We start from the raw sequence: 22105 nt of genomic DNA, 5'->3' as shown, positions 1-22105 counted from the left end.
TCCCGCACGGGCGTTGACACCCGTTACCGGCGGTACGGATGATCCGCGCATGGCGACGGACCCGATACCGCAGTTCCCGGCCGGCTTCCTGTGGGGCGTGTCGACCTCGGCGCACCAGATCGAGGGGGCCGCGGACGAGCGCCGCGCGTCCGTGTGGGACACGTTCACGGCCGAGCCGGGACGGGTGAAGGACGGCTCCACCGCGGCGGTGGCCTGCGACCACTACCACCGCCACCGGGAGGACGTGGCGCTCCTGGCCGGCCTCGGCGTGAACGCGTACCGCTTCTCGGTCTCCTGGCCCCGGGTGAGCTCCCCCGGCGGCCTCGACTTCTACGACCGCCTGGTGGACGAGCTGTGCGGGGTGGGCGTGCGCCCGGTGCCGACGCTGTTCCACTGGGACCTGCCGGCGGAGCTGGACTGGCTGGACCGGGACACCGCCGCGCGGTTCGCCGACCATGTGGCGGTGACCGCCGGGCGCCTCGGAGACCGCGTCCCGACGTGGATCACGCTCAACGAGCCGGCCGAGCACACCCTGCTGGGCCACGCCCTGGGCGTGCACGCGCCCGGCAGGCGGCTGCTGTTCGACGCCCTCCCCGTCGCCCACCACCAGCTGCTGGCGCACGGCCTGGCGGTCCGGGCGCTGCGCGCGGCCGGGGCCACGGACATCGGCATCGCCAACTCGCACGGACCGACCTGGTCCGCGTCCCAGGACCCGGCCGACGTGGCGGCGGCGGACTTCTACGACCTGCTGCTGAACCGCCTGTTCTGCGAGCCGCTGCTGCTCGGCCGCTACCCGGACGGCATCGGGGAGCTGATGCCGGGCGACGTGGAGGCGGACCTGAAGATCGTCGCCGAGCCGGTCGACTGGTACGGCGTCAACTACTACGCCCCGGCGCGGGTGGGCGCACCGCGGGGCGCGCAGACCGAGGTCGGCGGTGTGGCCCTGCCCGCCGAACTGCCCTTCTCGCTGCGCGAGATCGAGGGCCGCCCGGTCACCGACTTCGGCTGGCCGGTGGTCCCGGAGGGGCTCACGGAGCTGCTCACCCACCTTTCCGACCGCTACGGCGACCGCCTCCCACCCGTCATGATCACCGAGAACGGATGCTCGTACGAGGGCCTCGACGACCAGGAGCGCATCGCCTACCTCGACGGTCATCTGCGCGCCCTGCACCGGGCGATCGAGGCGGGCGTCGACGTGCGCGGCTACTTCGTGTGGTCGCTGCTGGACAACTTCGAGTGGGCGGAGGGGTACGCGCGCCGGTTCGGGCTGGTGCACGTGGACTTCGAGACGCTGGAGAGGACGCCGAAGGCGTCGTACGCCTGGTTCCGGGACGTGCTGCGGACACAGCGGTGACCACGCCCGGGCGGCGGCGGGTCGCTGTCCGGCGGACCGGTCCGCGCCGGGGGTCCGGAACCTAGAAGCCCAGCCGGCGCAGCTGCTTCGGGTCGCGCTGCCAGTCCTTGGCGACCTTCACGTGCAGGTCGAGGAAGACGGGGGTGCCGAGCAGCGCCTCGATCTGCTTGCGGGACTTGATGCCGACGTCCTTCAGCCGCTTGCCCTTGGGGCCGATGATGATGCCCTTCTGGCTGGGCCGCTCGATGAACAGGTTCGCGTGGATGTCGAGGAGCGGCTTGTCCGCGGGGCGGTCCTCGCGCGGCAGCATCTCCTCCACCACCACGGCGATCGAGTGCGGCAGCTCGTCGCGGACGCCCTCCAGCGCCGCCTCCCGGATCAGCTCGGCCACCATGACCTGCTCGGGCTCGTCCGTCAGGTCGCCCTCGGGATAGAGCGCGGGGCCCTCGGGCATCAGCGGGATCAGCAGGTCCGCCAGCAGGTCCACCTGTTTGCCGGCGGTCGCCGACACCGGCACGATCTCCGCCCAGGTGATGCCGAGCTCCTCGCCGAGCTGGTCGATCGCGATGAGCTGCTCGGCCAGTGCCTTGGGGTCCACCAGGTCGGTCTTGGTCACGATCGCGACCTTCGGGGTCTTCTTGATCCCCGCCAGCTCCTTGGCGATGAAGCGGTCGCCGGGGCCGATCTTCTGGTCGGCCGGCAGGCAGAAGCCGATCACGTCGACCTCCGCCCAGGTGGTGCGCACCACGTCGTTCAGGCGCTCGCCGAGCAGGGTGCGCGGCTTGTGCAGCCCGGGGGTGTCCACCAGGATCAGCTGCGCGTCGGGGCGGTGCACGATGCCGCGCACGGTGTGCCGCGTGGTCTGGGGCCGGTTGGAGGTGATTGCCACCTTCTGCCCGACCAGAGCGTTCGTGAGGGTGGACTTGCCCGCGTTGGGGCGGCCCACGAAGCAGGCGAAGCCGGCACGGTGAACGGTCTCGGCCGGCTGCTCGGATGACTGGGTACGCACGCTCATGGCGACCATTGTCCCTGATCCACGGAGCCCCGCCGCACCCCGCGTCCCGCGGCCGTCCGTGGTGAGTTTCCGGAAACCCCCGCGCAACACGAAACGTCACGGAAACACGGCCGTACGCGACAGGAAACGCGGGCCGGTGAGGCTCGGGGCAGCCCCCGTTTCCGAGGAGACCCGCCCGTGGAATCCGTGCCCCTGGCCGCCGCGCACATCGACACCGGCGACACCGCCTGGCTGCTCGCCGCCACCGCCCTCGTCCTGCTGATGACCCCGGGCCTCGCCTTGTTCTACGGGGGCATGGTCCGCACGAAGAGCGTCCTCAACATGTTGATGATGAGCTTCGTGTCGATCGCCCTGGTGACGGTGGTGTGGCTGGCGGGCGGCTACTCCCTGGCCTTCGGCGACGACGCCTTCGCCGGCCTCGTCGGCGGGCTCGGTCACGCCGGCATGGCGGGCCTCGGTCCGGAGAGCGTCCACGGCACCGTGCCCACCGTGCTGTTCGCCACCTTCCAGCTCACCTTCGCGATCATCACGGCAGCGCTGATCAGCGGGGCCATCGCCGACCGGGCCAAGTTCGGGGCGTGGCTGGTCTTCGTGCCGGTCTGGGCGCTGCTCGTATACGTTCCCGTCACCCACTGGGTGTGGGGTCCCGGCGGCTGGATCGGGGCCGGCCTGGGCGCCCTCGACTTCGCCGGCGGGCTTCCGGTCGAGATCACCTCCGGTGCCTCGGGGCTGGCGCTGTGCCTGGTCCTCGGGCCGCGGCTGGGCTTCAGGAAGGACGCGATGCGCCCGCACAACCTGCCGATGGTGGTGACGGGCGCCGGGCTGCTCTGGTTCGGCTGGTTCGGCTTCAACGCCGGCTCCGCGCTCGGCGCGAACGGCCTCGCGGCCGCCGCCTTCCTCAACACGCTCGCCGCGGGCTGCACCGGCCTGCTCGGCTGGCTGTTCGTCGAGCAGAAGCGCGACGGGCACCCGACGACGCTGGGCGCCGCCTCCGGCGCGGTGGCGGGCCTGGTCGCGATCACCCCGTCCTGCGGCACGGTCTCCCTGGTCGGCGCCCTGGTCGTCGGCCTGGCCGCCGGTGTGCTGTGCAGCTACGCCGTGAGCTGGAAGTTCAAGCTGAACTACGACGACTCGCTCGACGTCGTCGGCGTCCACCTGGTGGGCGGCATCGTCGGCACGCTCCTGATCGGCCTGTTCGCGGTGAAGGCGATGACCGGCGGCGCCGAGGGCCTCCTGTACGGCGGCGGCCTCGCCCCGCTCGGCAAACAGCTGGTGGCGGTGGTGGCCGTGGCGGTGTACGCCTTCGCCCTGACGTACGGCCTCGGCAGGCTGCTCGACAGGGCGATGGGCTTCCGGGCGAGCGAGGATGAGGAGCAGACCGGCCTGGACCTTACGGTGCACGCCGAGACGGCCTACGATCACGGGGTCCTGGGCCACGGCGCCCCGGTCGCCGCGTCCGCTCTCGTCTCCGCCGCCCAGAAGGTCAAGACCCAGCCATGAAGCTCATCACCGCCGTCGTCAAGCCGTACCGCCTCGACGAGGTCAAGACCGCGCTCCAGGAGCTCGGCGTGCACGGGCTGACCGTGACCGAGGCGAGCGGCTACGGCCGTCAGCGCGGCCACACGGAGGTCTACCGCGGCGCCGAGTACCGGGTGGACCTGGTGCCCAAGGTCCGTATCGAGGTGGTCGTGGAGGACGCGGACGCCGAGGCCGTCATCGACGCGGTCGTGAAGGCCGCGCAGACCGGGAAGATCGGCGACGGCAAGGTGTGGGCCGTGCCCGTCGAGACGGTCGTCCGGGTCCGCACGGGCGAGCGCGGCCCCGACGCGCTCTGAGCGACACCGCACACCGCGACGAACACCGGCCGGCTGACGCCGACGACCCCGCCGACGCACGGTCGGCGGGGTCGTCGGCGTCAGCCGGCCGGATCGGCGGGACGGGCCGGATCTGCGGGCTACTGTGCGGCCGGGCCCGCCGGGACGGTCAGCCGGACGGCTCCGTCGGGACCGGCGAGCAGCACCGGCGTCCTGGGCCCACCGAGGTCCGAGACGGCGGCCAGGTCCCCGGGCTCGACGCTCTCCGTCTCGCTGACCAGGGCCGCCGCCTCCAGCGACTGCGCCCCGGACGCCACCGCCATCGCCACCGCCGTCTGCAGGGCGCTCAGCTTCAGCGACGCCAGGTGAACCGTCCCGGCGACGTAGGTGCGGCCGGTGTCGTCCCGCACGGCCGCCCCCTCCGGCACACCGTTGCGGGCCCGCGCCGAGCGGGCCAGGGTGACGATCTTGCGGTCCTCGGGATCGAGCGCGTTGCTGTCGGTCATGCCCCGAGCATACGAAGCCGCACCGAACCCCACGCACACGGAGCCCCCACCCGCGCCCGCCGAGGTCACCCCGCCGCCCGCCCCGGTACCGGGTCCCTCACGTCCTACGGACGGTCCAGGCGCAGGCGCTGGGCGCGCGGGAGGCCCGCCACCACCAGGTCGTAGGAGTCCTCGACGAGTTCGCGCAGGAGACGGTCGGGGAGGCCGCCGTCGGCGGTGACCGTGTTCCAGTGGCGCTTGTTCATGTGGTAGCCCGGGACGATCAGGCCCTGGTACTGCGCGCGCAGGCGGATCGCGTCCTCCGGGTCGCACTTGAGGTTGACCGTCAGCGGGCGGGCGTCCAGGGCCGTCAGGGCGAAGAGACGGCCCTGGACCTTGAAGACGGAGGTCTCGGGGTTGAAGGGGAAGTCCTCCACCGCCGCCTCGAAGGACAGGCAGAGGGCGCGCAGCTCCCGCGGGGTCACTCCGACCCCGTCTCCTCCGGCGGGACCGCCGGTCCGACCGGCTCCACCAGGACCGTCACGATCTTGTTGCGGCGGCCGGCGGAGGCCTCCGCCGTCAGCCGCAGTTCGCGGCCGTCGGGCAGTTCGACGACCGAGGAGGCCCCGGCGATGGGCACCCGGCCCAGGGCCTTGGCGAGGAGCCCGCCTACCGTCTCCACGTCCTCGTCGTCGTACTCCTCCAGGCCGTACAGCTCGCCGAGGTCGGTGATGTCGAGGCGGGCGGTGACGCGGTAGCGGTCCTCGCCGAGGTCCTCCACGGGCGGGAGCTCGCGGTCGTACTCGTCGGTGATCTCGCCGACGATCTCCTCGAGGATGTCCTCGATGGTGACGATGCCGGCCGTGCCGCCGTACTCGTCGATGACGACGGCGACGTGGTTGCGGTCCTTCTGCATCTCGCGCAGCAGGTCGCCGGCGTTCTTGGTGTCGGGCACGAAGGCCGCCGGGCGCATGGCCGTGGACACCAGTTCGCTCTCGGCTTCCCGGCTGATGTGCGTCTTGCGGGCCAGGTCCTTCAGGTACACGATCCCGACGATGTCGTCCTCGCTCTCGCCGGTCACCGGGATGCGGGAGAAACCGGAGCGCAGGGCGAGGGTGAGGGCCTGGCGGATCGTCTTGTAGCGCTCGATCACCACTAGGTCGGTGCGCGGGACCATGACCTCACGTGCCAGGGTGTCGCCCAGCTCGAAGACCGAGTGCACCATCCGGCGCTCCTCGTCCTCGATCAGCGACTCCTGCTCGGCGAGGTCGACCAGCGCCCGCAGCTCCGCCTCGGAGGCGAAGGGGCCGCGGCGGAAGCCCTTGCCCGGGGTGAGGGCGTTGCCGATGAGGATCAGCAGGGGCGGGATCGGCCCCATGATCCGCGCCAGCGGGAGCAGCACGTACGCCGCCGCGGTCGCCGTGTTCAGCGGGTGCTGGCGGCCGATGGTGCGCGGGGAGACCCCGACGGCGACGTAGGAGACCAGGACCATGACGGCGATGGCGACGACGAGCGCCTCGGCCGTGCCCGCGAACTCCTGGAGGCAGGCGTACGTGACGAGCGCGGCCGCCGCCATCTCGCAGGTGACGCGGACCAGCAGCGCCACGTTGAGATAGCGGGTCGGGTCGGCGGCGACCTGAGCGAGCTTCGCGCTGCCGCGGCGGCCGGACTTCACGGCCTCCTCGGCACGGAAGCTCGACACGCGCGCGAGGCCCGCCTCCGCGCAGGCGGCGAGCCACGCGACGACGACGAGCGCGATCGCGCCGAGGACGATCTGCGGGCTCATGAGACGGTCGGAGCCGGGGACGGGCCGGTCAGGCCCCTCTCCGCGCGCCAGCCGTCCACGATGGCGGCCTGCAGGCCGAACATCTCGGCCTTCTCGTCCGGTTCCTCGTGGTCGTAGCCGAGCAGGTGCAGCACGCCGTGCACGGTGAGCAACTGGAGCTCCTCGTCCATGGAGTGCTCCGTCGGAGCCTCGGCGCCCTGCTTCGCGGCGACCTCGGGGCAGAGCACGATGTCGCCCAGGAGGCCCTGCGGGGGCTCCTCGTCGTCCTTCGACGGCGGACGCAGTTCGTCCATCGGGAAGGACATGACATCCGTGGGCCCCGGCAGGTCCATCCACTGGACGTGCAGCTGCTCCATGGCGTCGGCGTCCACGACGATCACCGAGAGCTCGGAGAGCGGGTGGATGCGCATCCGCGCGAGTGCGTAGCGGGCGATGTCGAGGATCGCCTGCTCGTCGACCTCGGTTCCGGACTCGTTGTTGACGTCGATCGACATGGCGCTGTGCTTGTCTACTTCCCCTTGTGCCCGGACTTCGCCCGGCCGCCCTTGTGCGCGCCGGTCTCCGTGCCGAGCTTGGTGTCGTACTTCTCGTACGCGTCGACGATACGGCCGACGAGCTTGTGCCGGACGACGTCGTGGGACGTCAGCCGGGAGAAGTGGACGTCCTCGACGTCCTCCAGGATCTCCTGGACCTGGCGCAGCCCGGACTTCGTGCCGTTGGGCAGGTCCACCTGCGTCACGTCGCCCGTGATCACGATCTTCGAGTCGAAGCCGAGCCGGGTGAGGAACATCTTCATCTGCTCGGGGCTGGTGTTCTGCGCCTCGTCCAGGATGATGAACGCATCGTTCAGGGTGCGGCCGCGCATGTACGCCAGCGGCGCGACCTCGATCGTGCCGGCCGCCATCAGGCGCGGGATCGAGTCCGGGTCGAGCATGTCGTGCAGGGCGTCGTACAGCGGGCGCAGGTAAGGGTCGATCTTCTCGTAGAGAGTGCCCGGGAGGAAGCCCAGGCGCTCTCCCGCCTCGACCGCGGGGCGGGTCAGGATGATGCGGTTGACCTGCTTGGACTGCAGGGCCTGCACCGCCTTCGCCATGGCGAGGTAGGTCTTGCCGGTGCCCGCGGGGCCGATGCCGAAGACGACCGTGTGCTTGTCGATCGCGTCGACGTACCGCTTCTGGTTGAGCGTCTTGGGGCGGATCGTGCGGCCGCGCGAGGACAGGATGTTCTGCGTGAGGACCTCGGCCGGGGTCTCCTGGCCGTCGCTCTCCCCGGTTTCGCTCGCCTTCAGCATGGCGATCGAGCGTTCCACTGCGTCCTCCGTCATCGGCTGCCCGGTGCGGAGCACGAGCATCATCTCGTCGAACACGCGCTGGATGAGGGCGACCTCCGCCGGGGCGCCGACCGCGCTGATCTCATTGCCCCGGACGTGGATGTCGGCCCCCGGGAAGGCCTTCTCGATCACGCGCAGGAGGGAGTCGCCGGAACCCAGCACGGTCACCATGGGGTGCTGGGCGGGGACGGTGAACTGCGCTCTCGCCTGCCCCTGCGCGGGGCTGCTGGCTGTGGGTGTCTGAGTCATGGGCCGGCGCTGAAGGCCTGCGGTTCCTCCTCTTCACGGCCGCGTAGCTGAGGGCGGCCTCGCGATTCCAAGGGTACGACGCGGAGGTGACAGGGCCGAAGGGCTTTTCGACGGACGGATCACCGCAGCGCGCGCAGGGCCTCGGCCGCGCCCGGGGCTCCGTCCCTGACGAAGACGGGGGTGACGCCGAGCGGGGTGGCGTAGCCCGTGAGAGTGGTCGGGCCGTGGATGCGCCGGCCGTGCCCGACGTCGTACCAGTCGCCCGCGGGCAGGTGGACGGTCCTGGTGGGGCTGTCGGAGAGCTGGGGGGCGGCCAGGACCGCCGGGCCGAGCATCCACTCGTCGGTGACGGTGTAGGCGGCCCCGTCCCGCGGGAAGTCGAAGAACAGCGGACGCATGATCGGGTCGCCGGTCCGCAGGGTGTGCCGCACCTGGTCGAGGATGTAGGGCGCGAGGCGCTCGTGGCGCGCGATCGCCGCGCGGTACAGGGCGACGGTCTCCTCGTCGTAGGTCACCTTCCGGCCGGTGGTCACGTCGATGGTGTCGACCGGCGAGGTGGAGGAGTACATCAGCGGCTGCAGGGCGGCGGACTGGGCCCAGCGGACCAGGACCTGCTTGCTCGGGGCGGGCTGGCCGCTGGAGCCGCCGATCATGTCGGTGGTGACGAACGGGTAGCCGATCGTGGAGATGGCCAGGTTCTGGGTGACGGAGGCGCGCAGCGAGTTCCAGCCGGTGCCCTTGTCGACCTGCCGCGTGACGAATCCGGCGCGGTGGGCGGTGGTGTCCCAGTGGACGCGGATGCCGACGCCCTGCAGGTCGAACTCGTCGGCGAGTTCGGCGCCGAGCCGCTGGTAGTCGGTGGGCTTGTGGCCCGGGCTCGGGGCGCACCGGTCGTCGAAGAAGCGGGTGTCGAACTTCAGCCCGTCGATGCCGTAGGCGCTCATCAGGTCCTTGAGCCGGCCGACGTACCAGGCGCGGGCGTCCGGGTCGGCGAGGTCGACGATCCCGGCGGTGCCGTTCCACCAGGTGACCCGGCACGGTGCGTCCGGATGGGCGCGGTCCCTGAGCAGGTAGCCGTGGTCGGCGGCGTACCGGTACTGGTCGGAGTCGAGGTTGATCCACAGGGTCACCCAGAGGCCGAAGTCGAAGCCGAGGTCGTGGATCCTGCGCGACATGGCCCTGGGGTCCGGGTAGGCCTTCTCGTCGAAGGTCATGTTCCCGTAGTTGGACTCCCACTTGTCGTCGAGCTGGATGGTGTGCCCGCGCACGCGGTGGTCGTGCAGGTCCTGCGCGTAGTCGAGCATCCTGGCCTGGTCGACGTGGGTGTAGAACTGCGCCCAGGAGTTCCACACCGGCCGGGCGTACTGCGCGTCGGTGGCGTCGCTCTTGGCGGGCCGGCCGACCACGCCGACGTAGTCGCGGTAGACCTCCAGGGGCGTGGACTCCACGAAGACGGTCGCCCGGTACGGCTGGGCGGAGTCGATGTCGAAGCGGCCGAGGCCGTCCTCGCTCTCGTTGATCCCCACGGACATGACCTGCCCGGTGTCGACGTGCAGCCCGGTGGCGCTGGAGGTGAACCAGAACGGGTCGATCATGTAGTAGGAGGCGGGACTGAAGGACGGGTGCACGACCTGCCCGGTGTCGAGCGGCCAGGGCTGGTCGGTGGCGGGGCCGCCCCTGGGGGTCTGGGCCTCTCCGTGGCCGTACCAGTGCCCGGCGGACTTCAGGTCGTAGGCGAGCCCGAGGCGGTCGGGAGTGGTGCCGCGGACCTGCCAGTCGAGCAGGTAGCGGTCGGCGCGCGGGGTGAGGCGGGCCTCGACGGTGGCGCCGGGGGCGGTGGTGGCGGCGGTGAGGGTGAGGACGCCCTTGGTCCAGGACCAGTCGGTGAGCCGCGTGGCGTGCTGCCAGTCCTCGCCGGTGCGGAAGCGCAGGGCTCCGGTGTCGCCGTCCGCGGTGGCGAGGAGTGTGCGGCCGGACCGGCGTACGGCGAACGAGAGCTGACGTTCGGTCACATCAACGGTGTAGCCGGGGGCGTTGCCGCTGCGCGGGACGGTGAGGGCGAGTCCGCCGCCGGTGGCGTGGACCCGGGGGGTGCCGGCGGGTTCGGGGGCTGCCTGCGCGGTGGCCCGGGCCGAGGTGCCGACGGGGAGGGCGAGGATCAGGAGCAGGGCGGCGAGGAGCAGTTGAGGCCTGGGTGATGGTCTGCGCACGACGCATGTCCTTCGACGGAGGGAGTCACGGCGGGGGTCATGGGACAGGAGGTGCCGAAGCCCGTGCAGTATCGTGCTTGATTCCGCGGATAATTGAGCAGCAAACGTCACCTGTCAATGCCGGGCTCCGGGTCGGAGCATCGCACGAACGGTTTACGGGCAGGCCGCAACGACATGGAGACGCGCCGAACTCGAGCACGGCCGGTGAGGGTCCGTCAGACGGGTATGAGGGTGCCGGGGCAGGGCCGGGCCCCGGGGCGGCCCGTCACCGCGGCCCGCGGAAGCCGATCGTCGGCACGGCCCGCCTGCGCGGCCACGGCTCGACGCCCGCCCCGGGCACCAGGGCCTCCAGGAACGCGTACCGCCGCAGGCCCGCCGGGTCCTGGCCGTCCACCGACTGCACCCGGCGCCACCAGGCCGCGATCTCGGACCAGCCGGGGGCGGACAGCGAGCCACCGAACTCCTGCACGGAGAGGGCGGCCGTCAGGCCCGCGAAGGCGAGCCGGTCGGCCAGCGGCCAGCCGGCCAGGGAGCCGGTGACGAAACCGGCCACGAAGACGTCGCCCGCGCCCGTGGGGTCCAGCGCCTCGACCTCGATCGCGGGCACCTCGGCGCTCTCCCCCGTGCGTCGGTCCACGGCGTAGGCGCCCTCCGCGCCGAGGGTGACCACGGCCACCGGGACGTACGCGGTGAGCGCGTGGGCGGCGGTGCGGGGGCAGGCGGTGCCCGTGTAGCGCATCGCCTCCTCGGCGTTGGGCAGGAACGCCTCGCAGTGCTCCAGGTCGGCGAGCCCGGCCAGGTCCCAGGCCCCGGTGTCGTCCCAGCCGACGTCGGCGAAGACGCGGGTGCCCTTCCGGGCGGCCGCCGCGATCCAGGGGGCGCGCCGGCCCGGGGTCAGGGAGGCGACGGCGGCCCGCGCGCGGGGCGGGCAGTCCGGGGCGGGCTCCTCCGGGGGCGGCTCGTGGCCGTGGGAGACCATGGTGCGCTCGCCCTCGTACGCCATGGAGACGGTGACCGGCGAGTGCCAGCCGGGCACCGTGCGCGAGGGCGAGAGGTCGATGCCCTCGCCCTGCTCCAGCTCGTCCCAGCAGTACTCGCCGTAGTGGTCGTCGCCGAAGGTGGCCGCCAGCGAGGTGCGCAGGCCGAGGCGGGCCAGCGCGGTCGCCATGTTCGCCACGCCGCCGGGGCTCGACCCCATCCCGCGCGCCCAGGACTCGGTCCCGCGCACCGGGGCGGAGTCGAGCCCGGTGAAGATGATGTCGAGGAAGACGGTGCCGGTCAGGTAGACGTCCCACGGCGGGTCGTCCGGGGTGCGCAGGGCGGCCAGGGGGTCGACCTGGGCGTGGGCGTGCGGTGTTCCGACGATGTACTCCGGTCCCTCTCCGGCGGACGCGTTGGACGCGGTCACGGTGCGCTCCCTGACGTGGTGCGGATCAGGCCAGTGTGCACCACACCGAGCGGGGGACGGGGAACTCACCAGCGGGCGCCGTACCCGGGGTTGAGCGCGCACTTCTACCCGGGCCGCAAAGACGCAAACAGAATGTGTCCCAGATCACACGTTCTGGATTCCCGTCCACGACTCCGTGCTTGATACAAATTTTTTCGCGCGTTCCTGTCCGTCGACGGTCGGCGCCCCTCCCCCTCTTTTTGAGCCCTCCCCTTCGTATGCCCTGGGAACGCCCGTGTCCGCCGCTCGTACCCTCCCCTGGCCGCTCGTCGCCCTGTTCACGGCCGGGTACCTCGCTCCGTATCTCCTGCCGACGACCGTCGGTCGCCTGGACACGGGACTCCCGCTGTCCGCGACCCAGGCGGGAGCCGTCGGCAGCGCCCTGCTGCTGAGTTCCGCCACGGCCGGGTTCCTCCTGGCCTCCCGGGTCGAGCGCTTCGGGGCCCGCGCGCTCGCCCGCGTCGGCCTCGCGCTCGCCGTCCTCGGCTACGGCGGGGCCGCGCTCACCGACGCGGTCCCGGCGGTCGTCGCCGGCCTGGTCGTCGGCGGGTTCGGCTCCGGCACGGCCACCACGGTCGCCGCCACCGGGATCGCCGCACACAGAGACCCGCACCGCATCTCCACGCTCGGCCTGCTCACCGTCTCCGCGCTCGCCGGCGCCCTCTACCTGACGCTGCCTCACCTCGGTCCGGGACACGGGCAGCCGCCCGCCGCGATCGCGCTGAGCGCGCTCGCCGTGTGGCCGCTGACGGGCCGTCTGCCGGTGCGCACGGCCACACGCACGGCCGTGCAGGAGGGCTCCCGGCTGCCGCACCGCCGCTCGGGACTGGTGCTCGCCGCCGCCATGCTCTGCTGGTCCCTCGCCCAGAACTCCCTGTGGGGGGTGAGCGGCCGCATCGGCCTGACCCAGGCGCACCTCGGCGAGGTCACCGTCGGCGCGGTGTTCGCGGTGTCGCTCGGCGCCGGACTGCTCGGGGTGATCGGGGCCGGGGCGCTCGGTCCGCGCCTCGGCCGGGCACTGCCGGTCGGCGCGGGCACGGCGCTCATCGCGGGCTGCATCGTGCTGAGCGCGTCCGCGACCGATCTGACGTCCTTCGCGGCCGGCGAGATCTCCTGGAACACGCTCTACCCGATCGTCCTGTCGTATCTGATCGGCCTCGCCGCATCCCTCGACCCGCGCGGCCGCTGGGCGGTGCTCGTCGGCTCGGCCTCCTCGCTCGGCACGGCCGCGGGTCCGCTGGCCGGCAGCGTGCTGTCCGCCCAGGCCGGATTCCCCGTGATGGGCTCGGTGCTGGCCGTCGGCCTGCTGGTGGTCGCGCTGCCGATGACCGCGGTGGCCCTGCACACGGGCGGACGCGCGCTGCTGCCCGGCACGGTCCGGCGCCGCGGCGGCACCCCGGCCGCCGTGGTCGCCGCCTCCGCCGGTGCCCCCTCGGGTGCGGTGCCGCAGATCGGCGCCCCGGAGCAGCCGGTGGTGGAGATCGAGGTGGACGGCACCGCCGCGCCCGTGCGCCCCGCCTACGGCACCGCGGGTCCGCAGCACGCCACGGCGGGCGCGCCGGGCCCCGGCGGCCGCTGACCCGGGCCGCCCCGGAGCGGACCTCGCCTACGGGAAGGCGTACGCCTCCACCTCGGCGAGGTAGCGCTGCCGCCGCTCCTCGTCGTGCTCCAGGAAGGAGGCGGCGAAGGAGTTGCGGGCCAGCTCCCGCAGGCGGTCCTCGCTCAGGCCCAGCGTCCGGCGCACCGCGTCGAAGTTGTCGCCCGCGTAACCGCCGAAGTAGGCCGGGTCGTCGGAGTTGACCGTGCAGAGCAGGCCCGCGTCCAGCATCGCGGGCAGCGGGTGGTCGGCGAGGGTGTCGACCGTGCGCAGGCGGACGTTGGACAGCGGGCACAGCGTCAGCGGGATCCGGTCCCGGACCAGGCGGGCGACCAGCGCGGGGTCCTCCATGCAGCGCAGGCCGTGGTCGACCCGCTCCACGCCGAGCACGTCCAGCGCCTCGGTGATGTACTCCGGCGGGCCCTCCTCGCCGGCGTGCGCCACGCGCCGCAGCCCGAGCGCGGCGGCGGCCTCGTACACCTCGCGGAACTTCACCGGCGGGTGCCCGACCTCGGCCGAGTCCAGGCCGACGCCCACGATGCGGTCGAGGTAGGGCTTCGCGGCGTCCAGCGTGCGCAGCGCCGACTCGGCGGACTCGTCGCGCAGGAAGCACATGATCAGCTGGGTGGAGACGCCGTGGCTGCGCTCGCTGCGGCCCAGCGCCCGCCACAGCCCCTCGACTACCGTGCCCATCTCCACGCCCCGCGCCAGGTGCGCCTGCGGGTCGAAGAAGATCTCCGCGTGCCGCACGCCCTGCGCGGCGGCGCGGGCGAGGTAGGCGTCGGCGAGGTCCTCGAAGTCCCGCTCGGTGCGCAGCACGGCCATCAGCTCGTAGTACAGGTTCAGGAAGGACTGGAGGTCCTCGAACCGGTACGCCTCGCGGAGTGCGTCGGTGTCGGCGTAGGGCAGCGCGACGCCGTTGCGGGCGGCCAGCGCGAAGGCCAGCTCGGGTTCGAGGGTGCCTTCGATGTGGAGGTGCAGTTCAGCTTTGGGGAGGGGCATCGCAGCATCGTACGGGCGTCCGGCGGGCGATGCGGAACAACCGGTTCAGCGCCGTTTCGGGACCGGCACCCGCAGCAGGTCGTGCGCCACGGTCAGCTCACCCTCGAACCCGGCCGCCCGCGCCTGCCGTTCGAACTCTCCCCCGGACTCCGTCTGGGAGGTGCCCCCAGGCTCGCCGTACCGCTGGCTGAAGTGGGTCAGCACGAGATGCCGTACGCCCGCCTCCCGGGCCACCCGCGCCGCCTGACTGGCCGTCAGGTGGCCGTGCTCCACGGCGAGTCCCTCCTCGTCGTCGAGGAAGGTCGACTCGATGACGAGCAGGTCGCAACCGTCGGCGAGGGCGTACACCCCGTCGCACAGCCGGGTGTCCATGACGAACGCGAACCGCTGCCCGCGCCGCACCTCGCTCACCGCCTCCAGCGGAACCCCGCCCAGGGCCCCCTCGCGCTGGATGCGGCCCACGTCCGGCCCCTTGATCCCGTACGCGGCGAGCCGCTCGGGCACCATGCGGCGCCCGTCGGGCTCGACGAGCCGGTAGCCGAACGACTCGACGGGATGGGAGAGCCGGCGGCCCTGGAGGGTGTACGCCGGGGTCACCGCCAGGTCGCCGTCGGTGTCGACCGGCGCCTGGGTGAGCGGGACGGTCTCCCGGTAGGCGGTGGCGTACCGCAGCCGGTCGAAGAACCGCTGCCCCGAGCGCGGGTAGTGCGCGGTGACCTCGTGCGGCACCTGGTCGAGGTTGATCCGCTGGACGACCCCGGGCAGGCCCAGGCTGTGGTCGCCGTGGAAGTGGGTGACGCAGATCCGGTTCAGGTCGTGCGCCGCGACCCCGGCGCGCACCATCTGGCGCTGGGTGCCCTCGCCGGGGTCGAACAGGATGCCCTCGCCGTCCCAGCGCAGCAGGTAGCCGTTGTGGTTGCGGTGGCGGGTCGGGACCTGGCTGGCGGTGCCGAGGACGACCAGTTCACGGACGGACACGGCACCTCACCCGGGGGGCCACTCGAGGCCGCGGCCGCCGAGGACGTGGGCGTGCGCGTGCCAGACCGTCTGCCCGGCGCCGTGGCCGGTGTTGAAGACGATGCGGTAACTCTCCAGCTTGTCCTCGTCGGCGACGGCCTGCGCCTCCCGCAGGACGTCCGCCGCCGCGGCCGGGTCGGCGGCGGCGAGCGCGGCGGCGTCCTTGTGGTGCACCTTGGGGATCACCAGGACGTGGGTGGGCGCCTGCGGGTTTATGTCACGGAAGGCGACGGTCGTCTCGGTCTCACGGACGATCGTCGCCGGGACGTGCCCCGCCACGATCTTGCAGAACAGGCAGTCGTCCTGCGGCTCCCCGGTCATACGGGTGCCTCCTCACGCCGGTTGATCGCGTACGGGGGCATGCTATCGAGCCGTGCGCCGGCCGGGCTCCGGCAAGTCCGGGGGCGTCTTCGCCGGGTTGTCCTCCAGCGCGGCCAGCGCCAGCGAGATCGCCTCGTCGAGCTGGACGTCCCGCCCCGCGGCGTGGTCCTGCGGGCGCTGCACCACCTCGACGTCCGGGTCCACGCCGTGGTTCTCCACGCCCCAGCCCTGGCCCTCCAGCCAGAACGCGTACTTGGGCTGGGTGATCAGCGTGCCGTCGACCAGGTGGTAGCGGCTGTCGATGCCGATGACGCCGCCCCAGGTGCGGGTGCCGACCACCGGGCCGATGCCGAGCGCCCTGATCGCCGCGTTGACGATGTCGCCGTCGGAGCCGGAGAACTCGTTGGCGACCGCGACCACGGGACCGCGGGGCGCGTCCTGCGGGTAGCTGTACGGCCGCATCCCGCGCGGCACCCCCCAGCCGACGATCCGCCGGGCCAGCTTCTCCACGACCAGCTGGGAGGTGTGGCCTCCGCGGTTCTCCCGCACGTCGACGACGAGTCCCTCGCGGGCCACCTCCACGCGCAGGTCGCGGTGGATCTGCGCCCAGCCGGGCGCCTGCATGTCGGGCACGTGCAGATAACCGAGGCGGCCGCCGGACTTCTCGTGGACGTAGGCCCTGCGGTCGGCCACCCACGCGTGGTAGCGCAGCGGCTCCTCGTCCGCGAGGGGCACCACCACCGCGTGCCGCGCCTCGCCCCCACCGGACGGCGAGACCGTCAGCTCGACGGGCTTGCCGGCCGTGCCGACCAGCAGCGGGCCAGGCCCGGTCACCGGGTCGACCGGCTGCCCGCCCACCGCGGCGATGGCGTCCCCGGCGCGCACCGCGACCCCGGGCGCCGCGAGCGGGCTGCGCCCGTCGGGATCCGAGGTCTCCGCGGGCAGGATCCGGTCGATGCGCCAACTGCCGTCCTCGTCGCGGGAGATGTCCGCGCCGAGCAGCCCCTGCCGGGGCCCGCTGCCGTAGCCGCCGTCCGCCATGACGTAGGCGTGCGAGGTGCCGAGCTCGCCGTGCACCTCCCACAGCAGGTCCATCAGGTCGTCGTGGGTGGCGATGCGGTCGAGGACCGGGCGGTACCGGCCGAGGACGCCGTCCCAGTCGACGCCGCCCATGTCCGCCCGCCAGAAGTGGTCCCGCATCAGGCGGCCGGTCTCCTCGTACATCTGCCGCCACTCGGCTGCCGGGTCGACGGTCTGCCGGACCCGGCCGAGGTCCACGGTGATGTTCGAGTCGCTGTCGTCGTCGTTCGAGGCGCGCCGGTCGCTGGGGACGACCTTCAGCTTGCCGTCGGTCCACAGCAGGACCCGCTTGCCGTCGCCGCTGACCTCGAAGTGGTCGGCGTCGGCGGCGAGGTGCTCCAGGCGCTGCTGGGCGAGGTCGTAGCGCTCCAGCTCGGTCTTCGGGTCGGGGTCGTCGGGCGTGGCGCGGGTGGCGCCGAGGACGCCGCGCACCGGGTGCCGCAGCCACAGCACGCCGTCCTTGGCGGCGCGCAGGGTGGAGTAGCGGGCGGCCTCGACGGGGAAGGGCACGATCCGGTCGGCCAGGCCCTCCAGGTCGATGCGGGTGGCCGGGGTGCCCTCGCTCTCGGGCGTCTCGTCCTTGTCCGGGGCCTCGAAGGAGCGCCCGTGCCGCTGCGGCCCGAACGGCGACGGCGTGGTCGCCGCCAGGGTGATCAGATGCGGGCGGCAGCCCTCCACGAAGGCCAGGTCGAAGACGTGCTCGTCGTAGACCGGGTCGAAGGAGCGGCTGGACAGGAAGGCCAGGTGCTTGCCGTCCAGGGTGAACGCGGGCGCGTAGTCCTGGAAGCGCAGCGGGGTCGCCTCGGTGACCGACAGGTCGGTGGTGTTGGCGAGCCGGAGCTGGCAGAGCGGGCGCGGGCCGGGGTGCGACCAGGCGAGCCAGCCGGAGTCGGGCGAGAAGGCGAGGTCGCCGACGTCGCCGTCCTCGCTGCGGTCGACCTCCCGCACCTCCCCCGTCTCCCGTTCGACGAGCAGCAGCCGCCCGTCGTGCGAGGCGACGGCGGCGCGGCTGCCGTCGGGGGCCATGGCGAGCTCCAGGACGCGGCCGAGCTGCCCGGCGGCGAGCCGGCGCGGGGTCGCGCCCACGCCGACGCCGGTGGCGGGAGCGAACTCCAGGGCGTCCTCGCCCTCGGCGTCCGTCACCCACACCACCCACTCCTCCCCGTCCGCGCGGAAGGTGCGCGGCAGCCGGGCCCGCACCCCGGGCCGCGCGGCCAGCGCGCGGGCCGGGCCGGAGCGGTGGGTGACCCAGTGGACGGCGCCGCGCACGGCCACCGCGCTGCCGCGCGCGGTGTGGTCGGGCGAGGCGTGGTCGAACCAGCGGGCGGCGCTCACCGGGTGCGGCTGGAGGTCGACGCGGGATCCGCCGAGCCGGACGTCCAGCCGGCGCGGCTCCGCGCCGTCGAGGTCGTCCAGCAGCCACAGCTCACCGGCGCTGGCGTAGACGACGCGGCTGCCGTCGCCGGCCGCGTGCCGGGCGTAGAAACCGTCGAGGGGGGTGTGCCGGCGCAGGTCGGAGCCGTCGGCGAGGGAGGAGTACAGCGCTCCGGTGCCCTCGTGGTCGGACAGGAAGGCCAGGCGCTCGCCCACCCACACCGGGCACTCGATGTTGCCGTCGAGGTCCTCGTGCAGCCGCACGAACTGCCCGTCGCCGGCGGGGTCGATCCACAGCTTGCCCGCGGTGCCGCCGCGGTAGCGCTTCCACCAGGCCGCCTCGCGCCCCATCGGTGCGGACAGCAGCACGGTGTGCGGGCCGTGGGCGACGTCGCCGACGGGGCCGTAGGGCAGGGTGGTGGCCGGTCCGCCGTCGAGCGGGACGGCCCGCGCCCAGGTGCGGCGCAGGCTCGCCTGGCCCTGGGTGCTGATCGCGAGGACCTCCCCGTCCGGGGTCCAGCCGCACACCTGGGTCCGCCGGCTGCCCCAGTGCGTCAGGCGCCGGGCGGGGCCGCCGTCGACGGGAGCGGCGTGCACCTCGGGGGCGCCGTCGCGGGTGGAGGTCCAGGCGACGGTGGCGCCGTCGGGCGAGATGCGCGGGTGGGTCGCCGGCACGTTGTCGGCGCTGACCCGCCAGGCGCGGCCGCCGTCGAGGGGCGCGAGCCACACGTCGTCCTCGGCGGTGAAGGCGACCAACTCGCCGTGCAGGTGCGGGAACCGGAGATACGCCGACGCGGCGGAGGCGGCCGGCGGGGCGGACGACGCAGACGACGACGCCTTTGCTGACGATGTGGGCTGAGTCACCCGATCACCCTACGCAGCCACGGCACCCGTGGACAGGGGTTTCGATCACTTCTCCCGCACGTCAGGCCCCGGAGGGGCGGACCGGCGCGGGAAAGGGGCGGCCTCACTTGCCCTCGACGGGCCAGCAGGTGGGGTCGCCCTTGCACCACAGGGTCCTGGTGACGGTCACCGTGACCGTCGGCCCGGGACCGTCGTGGGTGGGGCGGTGGGTGACGGGCGGGGCGTACGTCGGTCCGGGGGCGGCGTCGCAGTCGCCGAGGCCGTCGACGTGGAACCACACCTTGCCGCCCACCTTCGCGGTCAGGTTCCCGCGCACGCAGGCGCCGTCCACGGCGCGGGTCACCTTCCCGGTGACGGTGATCCTCCGGCCGTCTTCCGTCCGCCCCTGGCAGTCGACGGTGGCGGCGGTGGTCACGGACGCCGAGGGCGCCCGCTTCCCCGGCGTGTACGCCTTGTTCCCGCCCTCATAGCCGGCCGTGCAGGTCAGCCAGCGCACGGAGGCGTGCCGCCGGTTCAGTTCCGCGGTCGCGGTCCTGTCGGTCGTGTACGCCACCGCCGCGGAGCTCAGCCCGCCGGGGTCGCACGCGACGGCCCCGCCCACGGCGACCGCCGCGAGCCCCGCCACGGCCATCACCCGTCGCCCGCGCGGCCGTTGCCCGATACGCCTCGGTACCCCCATGCACGGCAGCCTGCCACCGGCCCGCCCCGCACGGTAGAGCGCATACGGCCACACGCGCGCCGCCCGCCCCCTCGGGTACGTGGCCCCCACTCGGGGCGCGTGGCCGGCCTGCACGGCACCGTGCCGGACCCGCGCGGTCAGCCGCGCAGCAGCAGCCACTCCTGGAGTTCGACGAGGTTGCCCTCGGGGTCCTTGAGGTGGGCCACGCGCATCCGGTCGGTCAGCGGGGCGGGGCCGTGCAGCAGGGTCCCGCCACGGGCGGTGATCCGGGCGCAGGTCGCGTCGAGGTCGTCCACGCGCAGCACCACCAGCGAGCGGTGCCCGTTGGCCTCCTCCCCCAGTTCGCCCAGCACCCCGGCCATCATCGCCCGGTCCTGGAGGGCTATCCCCGCGGACCCGGTGGCCGGACTGAACTTCTCGTACGGCCCCTCCGCCGCCCCCGACTGCGGCTTCAGGCCGAGCACATCGGCGTAGAAGCGGTAGCAGGCGGCGAAGTCGCCGACGAGCAGCCGGACCTGTGCCAGTTCCACGGGCTCCCCCTCCGGGTCAGGACCACCGGCCGGTGCGGCCGAGGAGCAGGGCGGCCGCCGCCGTACCGGCGGTCGAGGTGCGCAACACGCTACGCCCGAGCCGGTAGGGCCTCGCGCCCGCCCGGGCGAACAGCTCCAGTTCCTCCGGGGACACGCCCCCCTCGGGCCCGACGACGAGGACGATCTCACCGGCGGTGGGCAGGGCTGTGGTGGCCAGCGGCTCCTCGCCGCTCTCGTGCAGCACGGCGGCGAAGTCCGCGCCGGCGAGCAGGGTGGCGACCTGTTTGGCCGTCGCCGCGTCCGCTACCTCGGGGAAGCGCACCCGGCGGGACTGCTTGCCGGCCTCACGCGCGGTGGACCGCCACTTGCCGAGCGCCTTCAGCCCGCGGTCGCCCTTCCACTGCGTGATGCAGCGGGAGGCCGCCCACGGCACGATCGCGTCGACGCCGACCTCGGTCATGGTCTCCACGGCCAGATCGCCCCGGTCGCCCTTGGGGAGCGCCTGGACGACGGTGATCCGGGGGGACGGCTCGGGCTCCTCGGTCACGGACTCCAGGTCCGTGACCACCAGCCGGTCCTTGCCCTCGGCGGCCTTCACCACGCCCCCGGCCCAGCGTCCGCGCCCGTCGGTGAGGATCACGTCCTCCCCGGGGCGCAGCCGCTTGACGGAGACCGCGTGCCGGCCTTCGGGGCCGTCGAGCACGAACTCCGGCCCGATCCGGTCGAGTTGGTCGACGACGAACACCGGTGCGGTCATCGCACCTCACCCCCGGCCGTGGGAAAGCCCGACAACGCCGCCCGGGCGGCGTCCAGTTCGGCCGCCAGTACCTCCACCAGCCGCCCCGCGGGCAGGTCGCGGGCCATGCGGTGGCCCTGCCCGGCCCACAGCGCCATGCCCTGCGCGTCACCCGCCTTGGCGGCCGCCTTGCGCAGCGGCGCGGTGAGGTGGTGGACCTCGGGGTAGGCGGCGGGCGCGTAGGGGCCGTGCTCCCGCAGGAAGCGGTTGACCAGGCCGCGCGCCGGGCGTCCGGAGAACGCGCGGGTCAGCTCCGTGCGGGGGAAGACGGGGTCGGTCAGCGCCTCCTTGTGGAGCGCGTGCGCGCCGGACTCGGGGGTGGCGAGGAACGCCGTGCCCAGCTGGGCGGCGCTCGCGCCCGCCGCGAGGACCGCGGCGATCTGGCTGCCCCGCATGATGCCGCCCGCGGCGACGACCGGGATGTCCACCGTCTCGCGGACCTGCGCGACGAGCGCGAGCACGCCGGTGCCGGGGCAGCCGTTCTCGGGCAGGTCGCGGTGGCTGCCCTGGTGGCCGCCGGCCTCCAGGCCCTGCGCGATCACCACGTCCGCGCCGGCCTGCCGCACGGCGAGCGCCTCCTCGGGGGTGGTCGCCGTGACGAGGACGAAGGTGCCCGCGCGGTGCAGCGCGTCCACCACCTCGGGGGCGGGGACGCCGAAATGGAAGGAGACCACCGGCACGGGGTTGTCCAGGAGCACGGCGAGCTTGGTGTCGTAGCCGTCGTCGCGTCCGCTGTCCGGGTCACCGAGTTCGGTCTCGTACCAGGTGGCCTCGCCGGCCAGCTGGTGGGCGTAGAGGTCGACGGCGCCGGACTCGGCGCAGTCCGGCTGCGGCACGAAGAGGTTCACGCCGAAGGGGCGGCCGGTCAGCCCGCGCAGCTGCTTGATCTCCTGGTACATCCCGTCGGCGGTCTTGTAGCCCGCGGCGAGGAACCCGAGGCCGCCCGCCTCGGACACGGCGGCGGCGAGCCGCGGCACGGAGACTCCGCCCGCCATGGGGGCCTGCACGATCGGGTACGGGAAGAGATCGGTCAGTGCGGTGGACATGTCCGCATGGTGTCACGTCCCGTCCACCGCACCGCATCCGGCCGTCCTCCCGGCGGTCCGGGCGGACGGCCGGGAGGGCGGCCGGAGAGGCCGGAACAGAGCCGCAAAC

20 protein-coding genes are annotated in these 22105 nt (G+C 73.4%); 4 read left to right on the top strand and 16 right to left on the bottom strand.

Annotation, left to right across the window (positions count from 1 at the left end; translation table 11 throughout):
• Window positions 1-49 precede the first annotated feature (49 nt).
• Window positions 50-1354, top strand: coding sequence for a GH1 family beta-glucosidase (locus ACF1A5_RS13550; RefSeq protein WP_392192986.1), 1305 nt, complete (start codon window positions 50-52; stop codon window positions 1352-1354).
• Between the two features lie 61 nt (window positions 1355-1415).
• Here ACF1A5_RS13550 and era read toward each other — a convergent pair whose 3' ends face one another.
• Window positions 1416-2369: a GTPase Era gene (gene era, locus ACF1A5_RS13545; protein ID WP_392192985.1), complete on the bottom strand. Its 954-nt coding sequence runs from the start codon at window positions 2367-2369 to the stop codon at window positions 1416-1418.
• 186 nt (window positions 2370-2555) lie between these two features.
• On the opposite strand from era, the gene ACF1A5_RS13540 reads away from it, so the two are divergent.
• Window positions 2556-3869: an ammonium transporter gene (locus tag ACF1A5_RS13540; RefSeq protein ID WP_392193132.1), complete on the top strand. Its 1314-nt coding sequence runs from the start codon at window positions 2556-2558 to the stop codon at window positions 3867-3869.
• Window positions 3866-4204: a P-II family nitrogen regulator gene (locus tag ACF1A5_RS13535; protein WP_356180933.1), complete on the top strand. Its 339-nt coding sequence runs from the start codon at window positions 3866-3868 to the stop codon at window positions 4202-4204. Before ACF1A5_RS13540 ends, ACF1A5_RS13535 begins: the two co-directional genes overlap by 4 nt.
• 119 nt (window positions 4205-4323) lie before the next feature.
• Here the strand turns inward: ACF1A5_RS13535 and ACF1A5_RS13530 are convergent, their stop codons facing one another.
• From ACF1A5_RS13530 to ACF1A5_RS13500, 7 genes are all read right to left on the bottom strand, one after another.
• Window positions 4324-4689 carry a cytidine deaminase gene (locus ACF1A5_RS13530; protein WP_392192984.1) on the bottom strand — a complete coding sequence of 122 codons (366 nt, stop codon included), beginning with the start codon at window positions 4687-4689 and terminating at the stop codon, window positions 4324-4326.
• Window positions 4690-4793: 104 nt separating this feature from the next.
• Window positions 4794-5153 carry an MmcQ/YjbR family DNA-binding protein gene (locus ACF1A5_RS13525; RefSeq protein WP_392192983.1) on the bottom strand — a complete coding sequence of 120 codons (360 nt, stop codon included), beginning with the start codon at window positions 5151-5153 and terminating at the stop codon, window positions 4794-4796.
• Complete coding sequence (locus ACF1A5_RS13520; RefSeq protein ID WP_392192982.1) at window positions 5150-6454, bottom strand: hemolysin family protein; 1305 nt, start codon at window positions 6452-6454, stop codon at window positions 5150-5152. Before ACF1A5_RS13520 ends, ACF1A5_RS13525 begins: the two co-directional genes overlap by 4 nt.
• Window positions 6451-6948 carry an rRNA maturation RNase YbeY gene (gene ybeY / locus ACF1A5_RS13515; protein ID WP_392192981.1) on the bottom strand — a complete coding sequence of 166 codons (498 nt, stop codon included), beginning with the start codon at window positions 6946-6948 and terminating at the stop codon, window positions 6451-6453. Before ybeY ends, ACF1A5_RS13520 begins: the two co-directional genes overlap by 4 nt.
• Window positions 6949-6962: 14 nt before the next feature.
• On the bottom strand, window positions 6963-8033 hold the full coding sequence (locus ACF1A5_RS13510) for a PhoH family protein (protein ID WP_392192980.1): 1071 nt from the start codon (window positions 8031-8033) through the stop codon (window positions 6963-6965).
• 119 nt (window positions 8034-8152) lie between these two features.
• Window positions 8153-10243: a glycoside hydrolase family 31 protein gene (locus ACF1A5_RS13505; protein ID WP_392192979.1), complete on the bottom strand. Its 2091-nt coding sequence runs from the start codon at window positions 10241-10243 to the stop codon at window positions 8153-8155.
• 265 nt (window positions 10244-10508) lie between these two features.
• Window positions 10509-11651 carry a carbohydrate kinase family protein gene (locus ACF1A5_RS13500; protein ID WP_392192978.1) on the bottom strand — a complete coding sequence of 381 codons (1143 nt, stop codon included), beginning with the start codon at window positions 11649-11651 and terminating at the stop codon, window positions 10509-10511.
• Between the two features lie 274 nt (window positions 11652-11925).
• Here ACF1A5_RS13500 and ACF1A5_RS13495 point away from each other — a divergent pair, with 274 nt between their 5' ends.
• On the top strand, window positions 11926-13269 hold the full coding sequence (locus ACF1A5_RS13495; protein ID WP_392192977.1) for an MFS transporter: 1344 nt from the start codon (window positions 11926-11928) through the stop codon (window positions 13267-13269).
• 27 nt (window positions 13270-13296) lie between these two features.
• Here ACF1A5_RS13495 and ACF1A5_RS13490 read toward each other — a convergent pair whose 3' ends face one another.
• From ACF1A5_RS13490 to ACF1A5_RS13455, 8 genes are all read right to left on the bottom strand, one after another.
• Window positions 13297-14289 (bottom strand): adenosine deaminase, encoded by a 993-nt coding sequence (locus ACF1A5_RS13490; protein ID WP_392192976.1) that lies wholly within the window; start codon window positions 14287-14289, stop codon window positions 13297-13299.
• Window positions 14290-14334: 45 nt separating this feature from the next.
• Window positions 14335-15267, bottom strand: coding sequence for a ribonuclease Z (locus ACF1A5_RS13485; protein WP_392192975.1), 933 nt, complete (start codon window positions 15265-15267; stop codon window positions 14335-14337).
• Window positions 15268-15273: 6 nt separating this feature from the next.
• Window positions 15274-15627, bottom strand: coding sequence for an HIT domain-containing protein (locus tag ACF1A5_RS13480; protein ID WP_392192974.1), 354 nt, complete (start codon window positions 15625-15627; stop codon window positions 15274-15276).
• 42 nt (window positions 15628-15669) lie between these two features.
• On the bottom strand, window positions 15670-18837 hold the full coding sequence (locus tag ACF1A5_RS13475) for a S41 family peptidase (protein ID WP_392193131.1): 3168 nt from the start codon (window positions 18835-18837) through the stop codon (window positions 15670-15672).
• Window positions 18838-19048: 211 nt separating this feature from the next.
• Window positions 19049-19624 (bottom strand): hypothetical protein, encoded by a 576-nt coding sequence (locus ACF1A5_RS13470; protein WP_392192973.1) that lies wholly within the window; start codon window positions 19622-19624, stop codon window positions 19049-19051.
• Between the two features lie 137 nt (window positions 19625-19761).
• A complete protein-coding gene (locus ACF1A5_RS13465) occupies window positions 19762-20154 on the bottom strand; it encodes a VOC family protein (protein WP_392192972.1) in 393 nt (130 codons plus the stop codon).
• Window positions 20155-20170: 16 nt separating this feature from the next.
• Window positions 20171-20911: a 16S rRNA (uracil(1498)-N(3))-methyltransferase gene (locus ACF1A5_RS13460; protein WP_392192971.1), complete on the bottom strand. Its 741-nt coding sequence runs from the start codon at window positions 20909-20911 to the stop codon at window positions 20171-20173.
• Window positions 20908-21996 (bottom strand): nitronate monooxygenase, encoded by a 1089-nt coding sequence (locus tag ACF1A5_RS13455; protein WP_392192970.1) that lies wholly within the window; start codon window positions 21994-21996, stop codon window positions 20908-20910. The genes ACF1A5_RS13460 and ACF1A5_RS13455 overlap by 4 nt, the downstream gene beginning before the upstream one ends.
• Window positions 21997-22105: the final 109 nt, after the last annotated feature.

Origin of the sequence: Streptomyces sp. NPDC014864 (assembly GCF_043081525.1) — a bacterium.
Lineage (GTDB): Bacteria > Actinomycetota > Actinomycetes > Streptomycetales > Streptomycetaceae > Streptomyces.
Note: the sequence above shows the minus strand (reverse complement) of the source record. Positions and strands in the feature narration are given on the sequence as shown.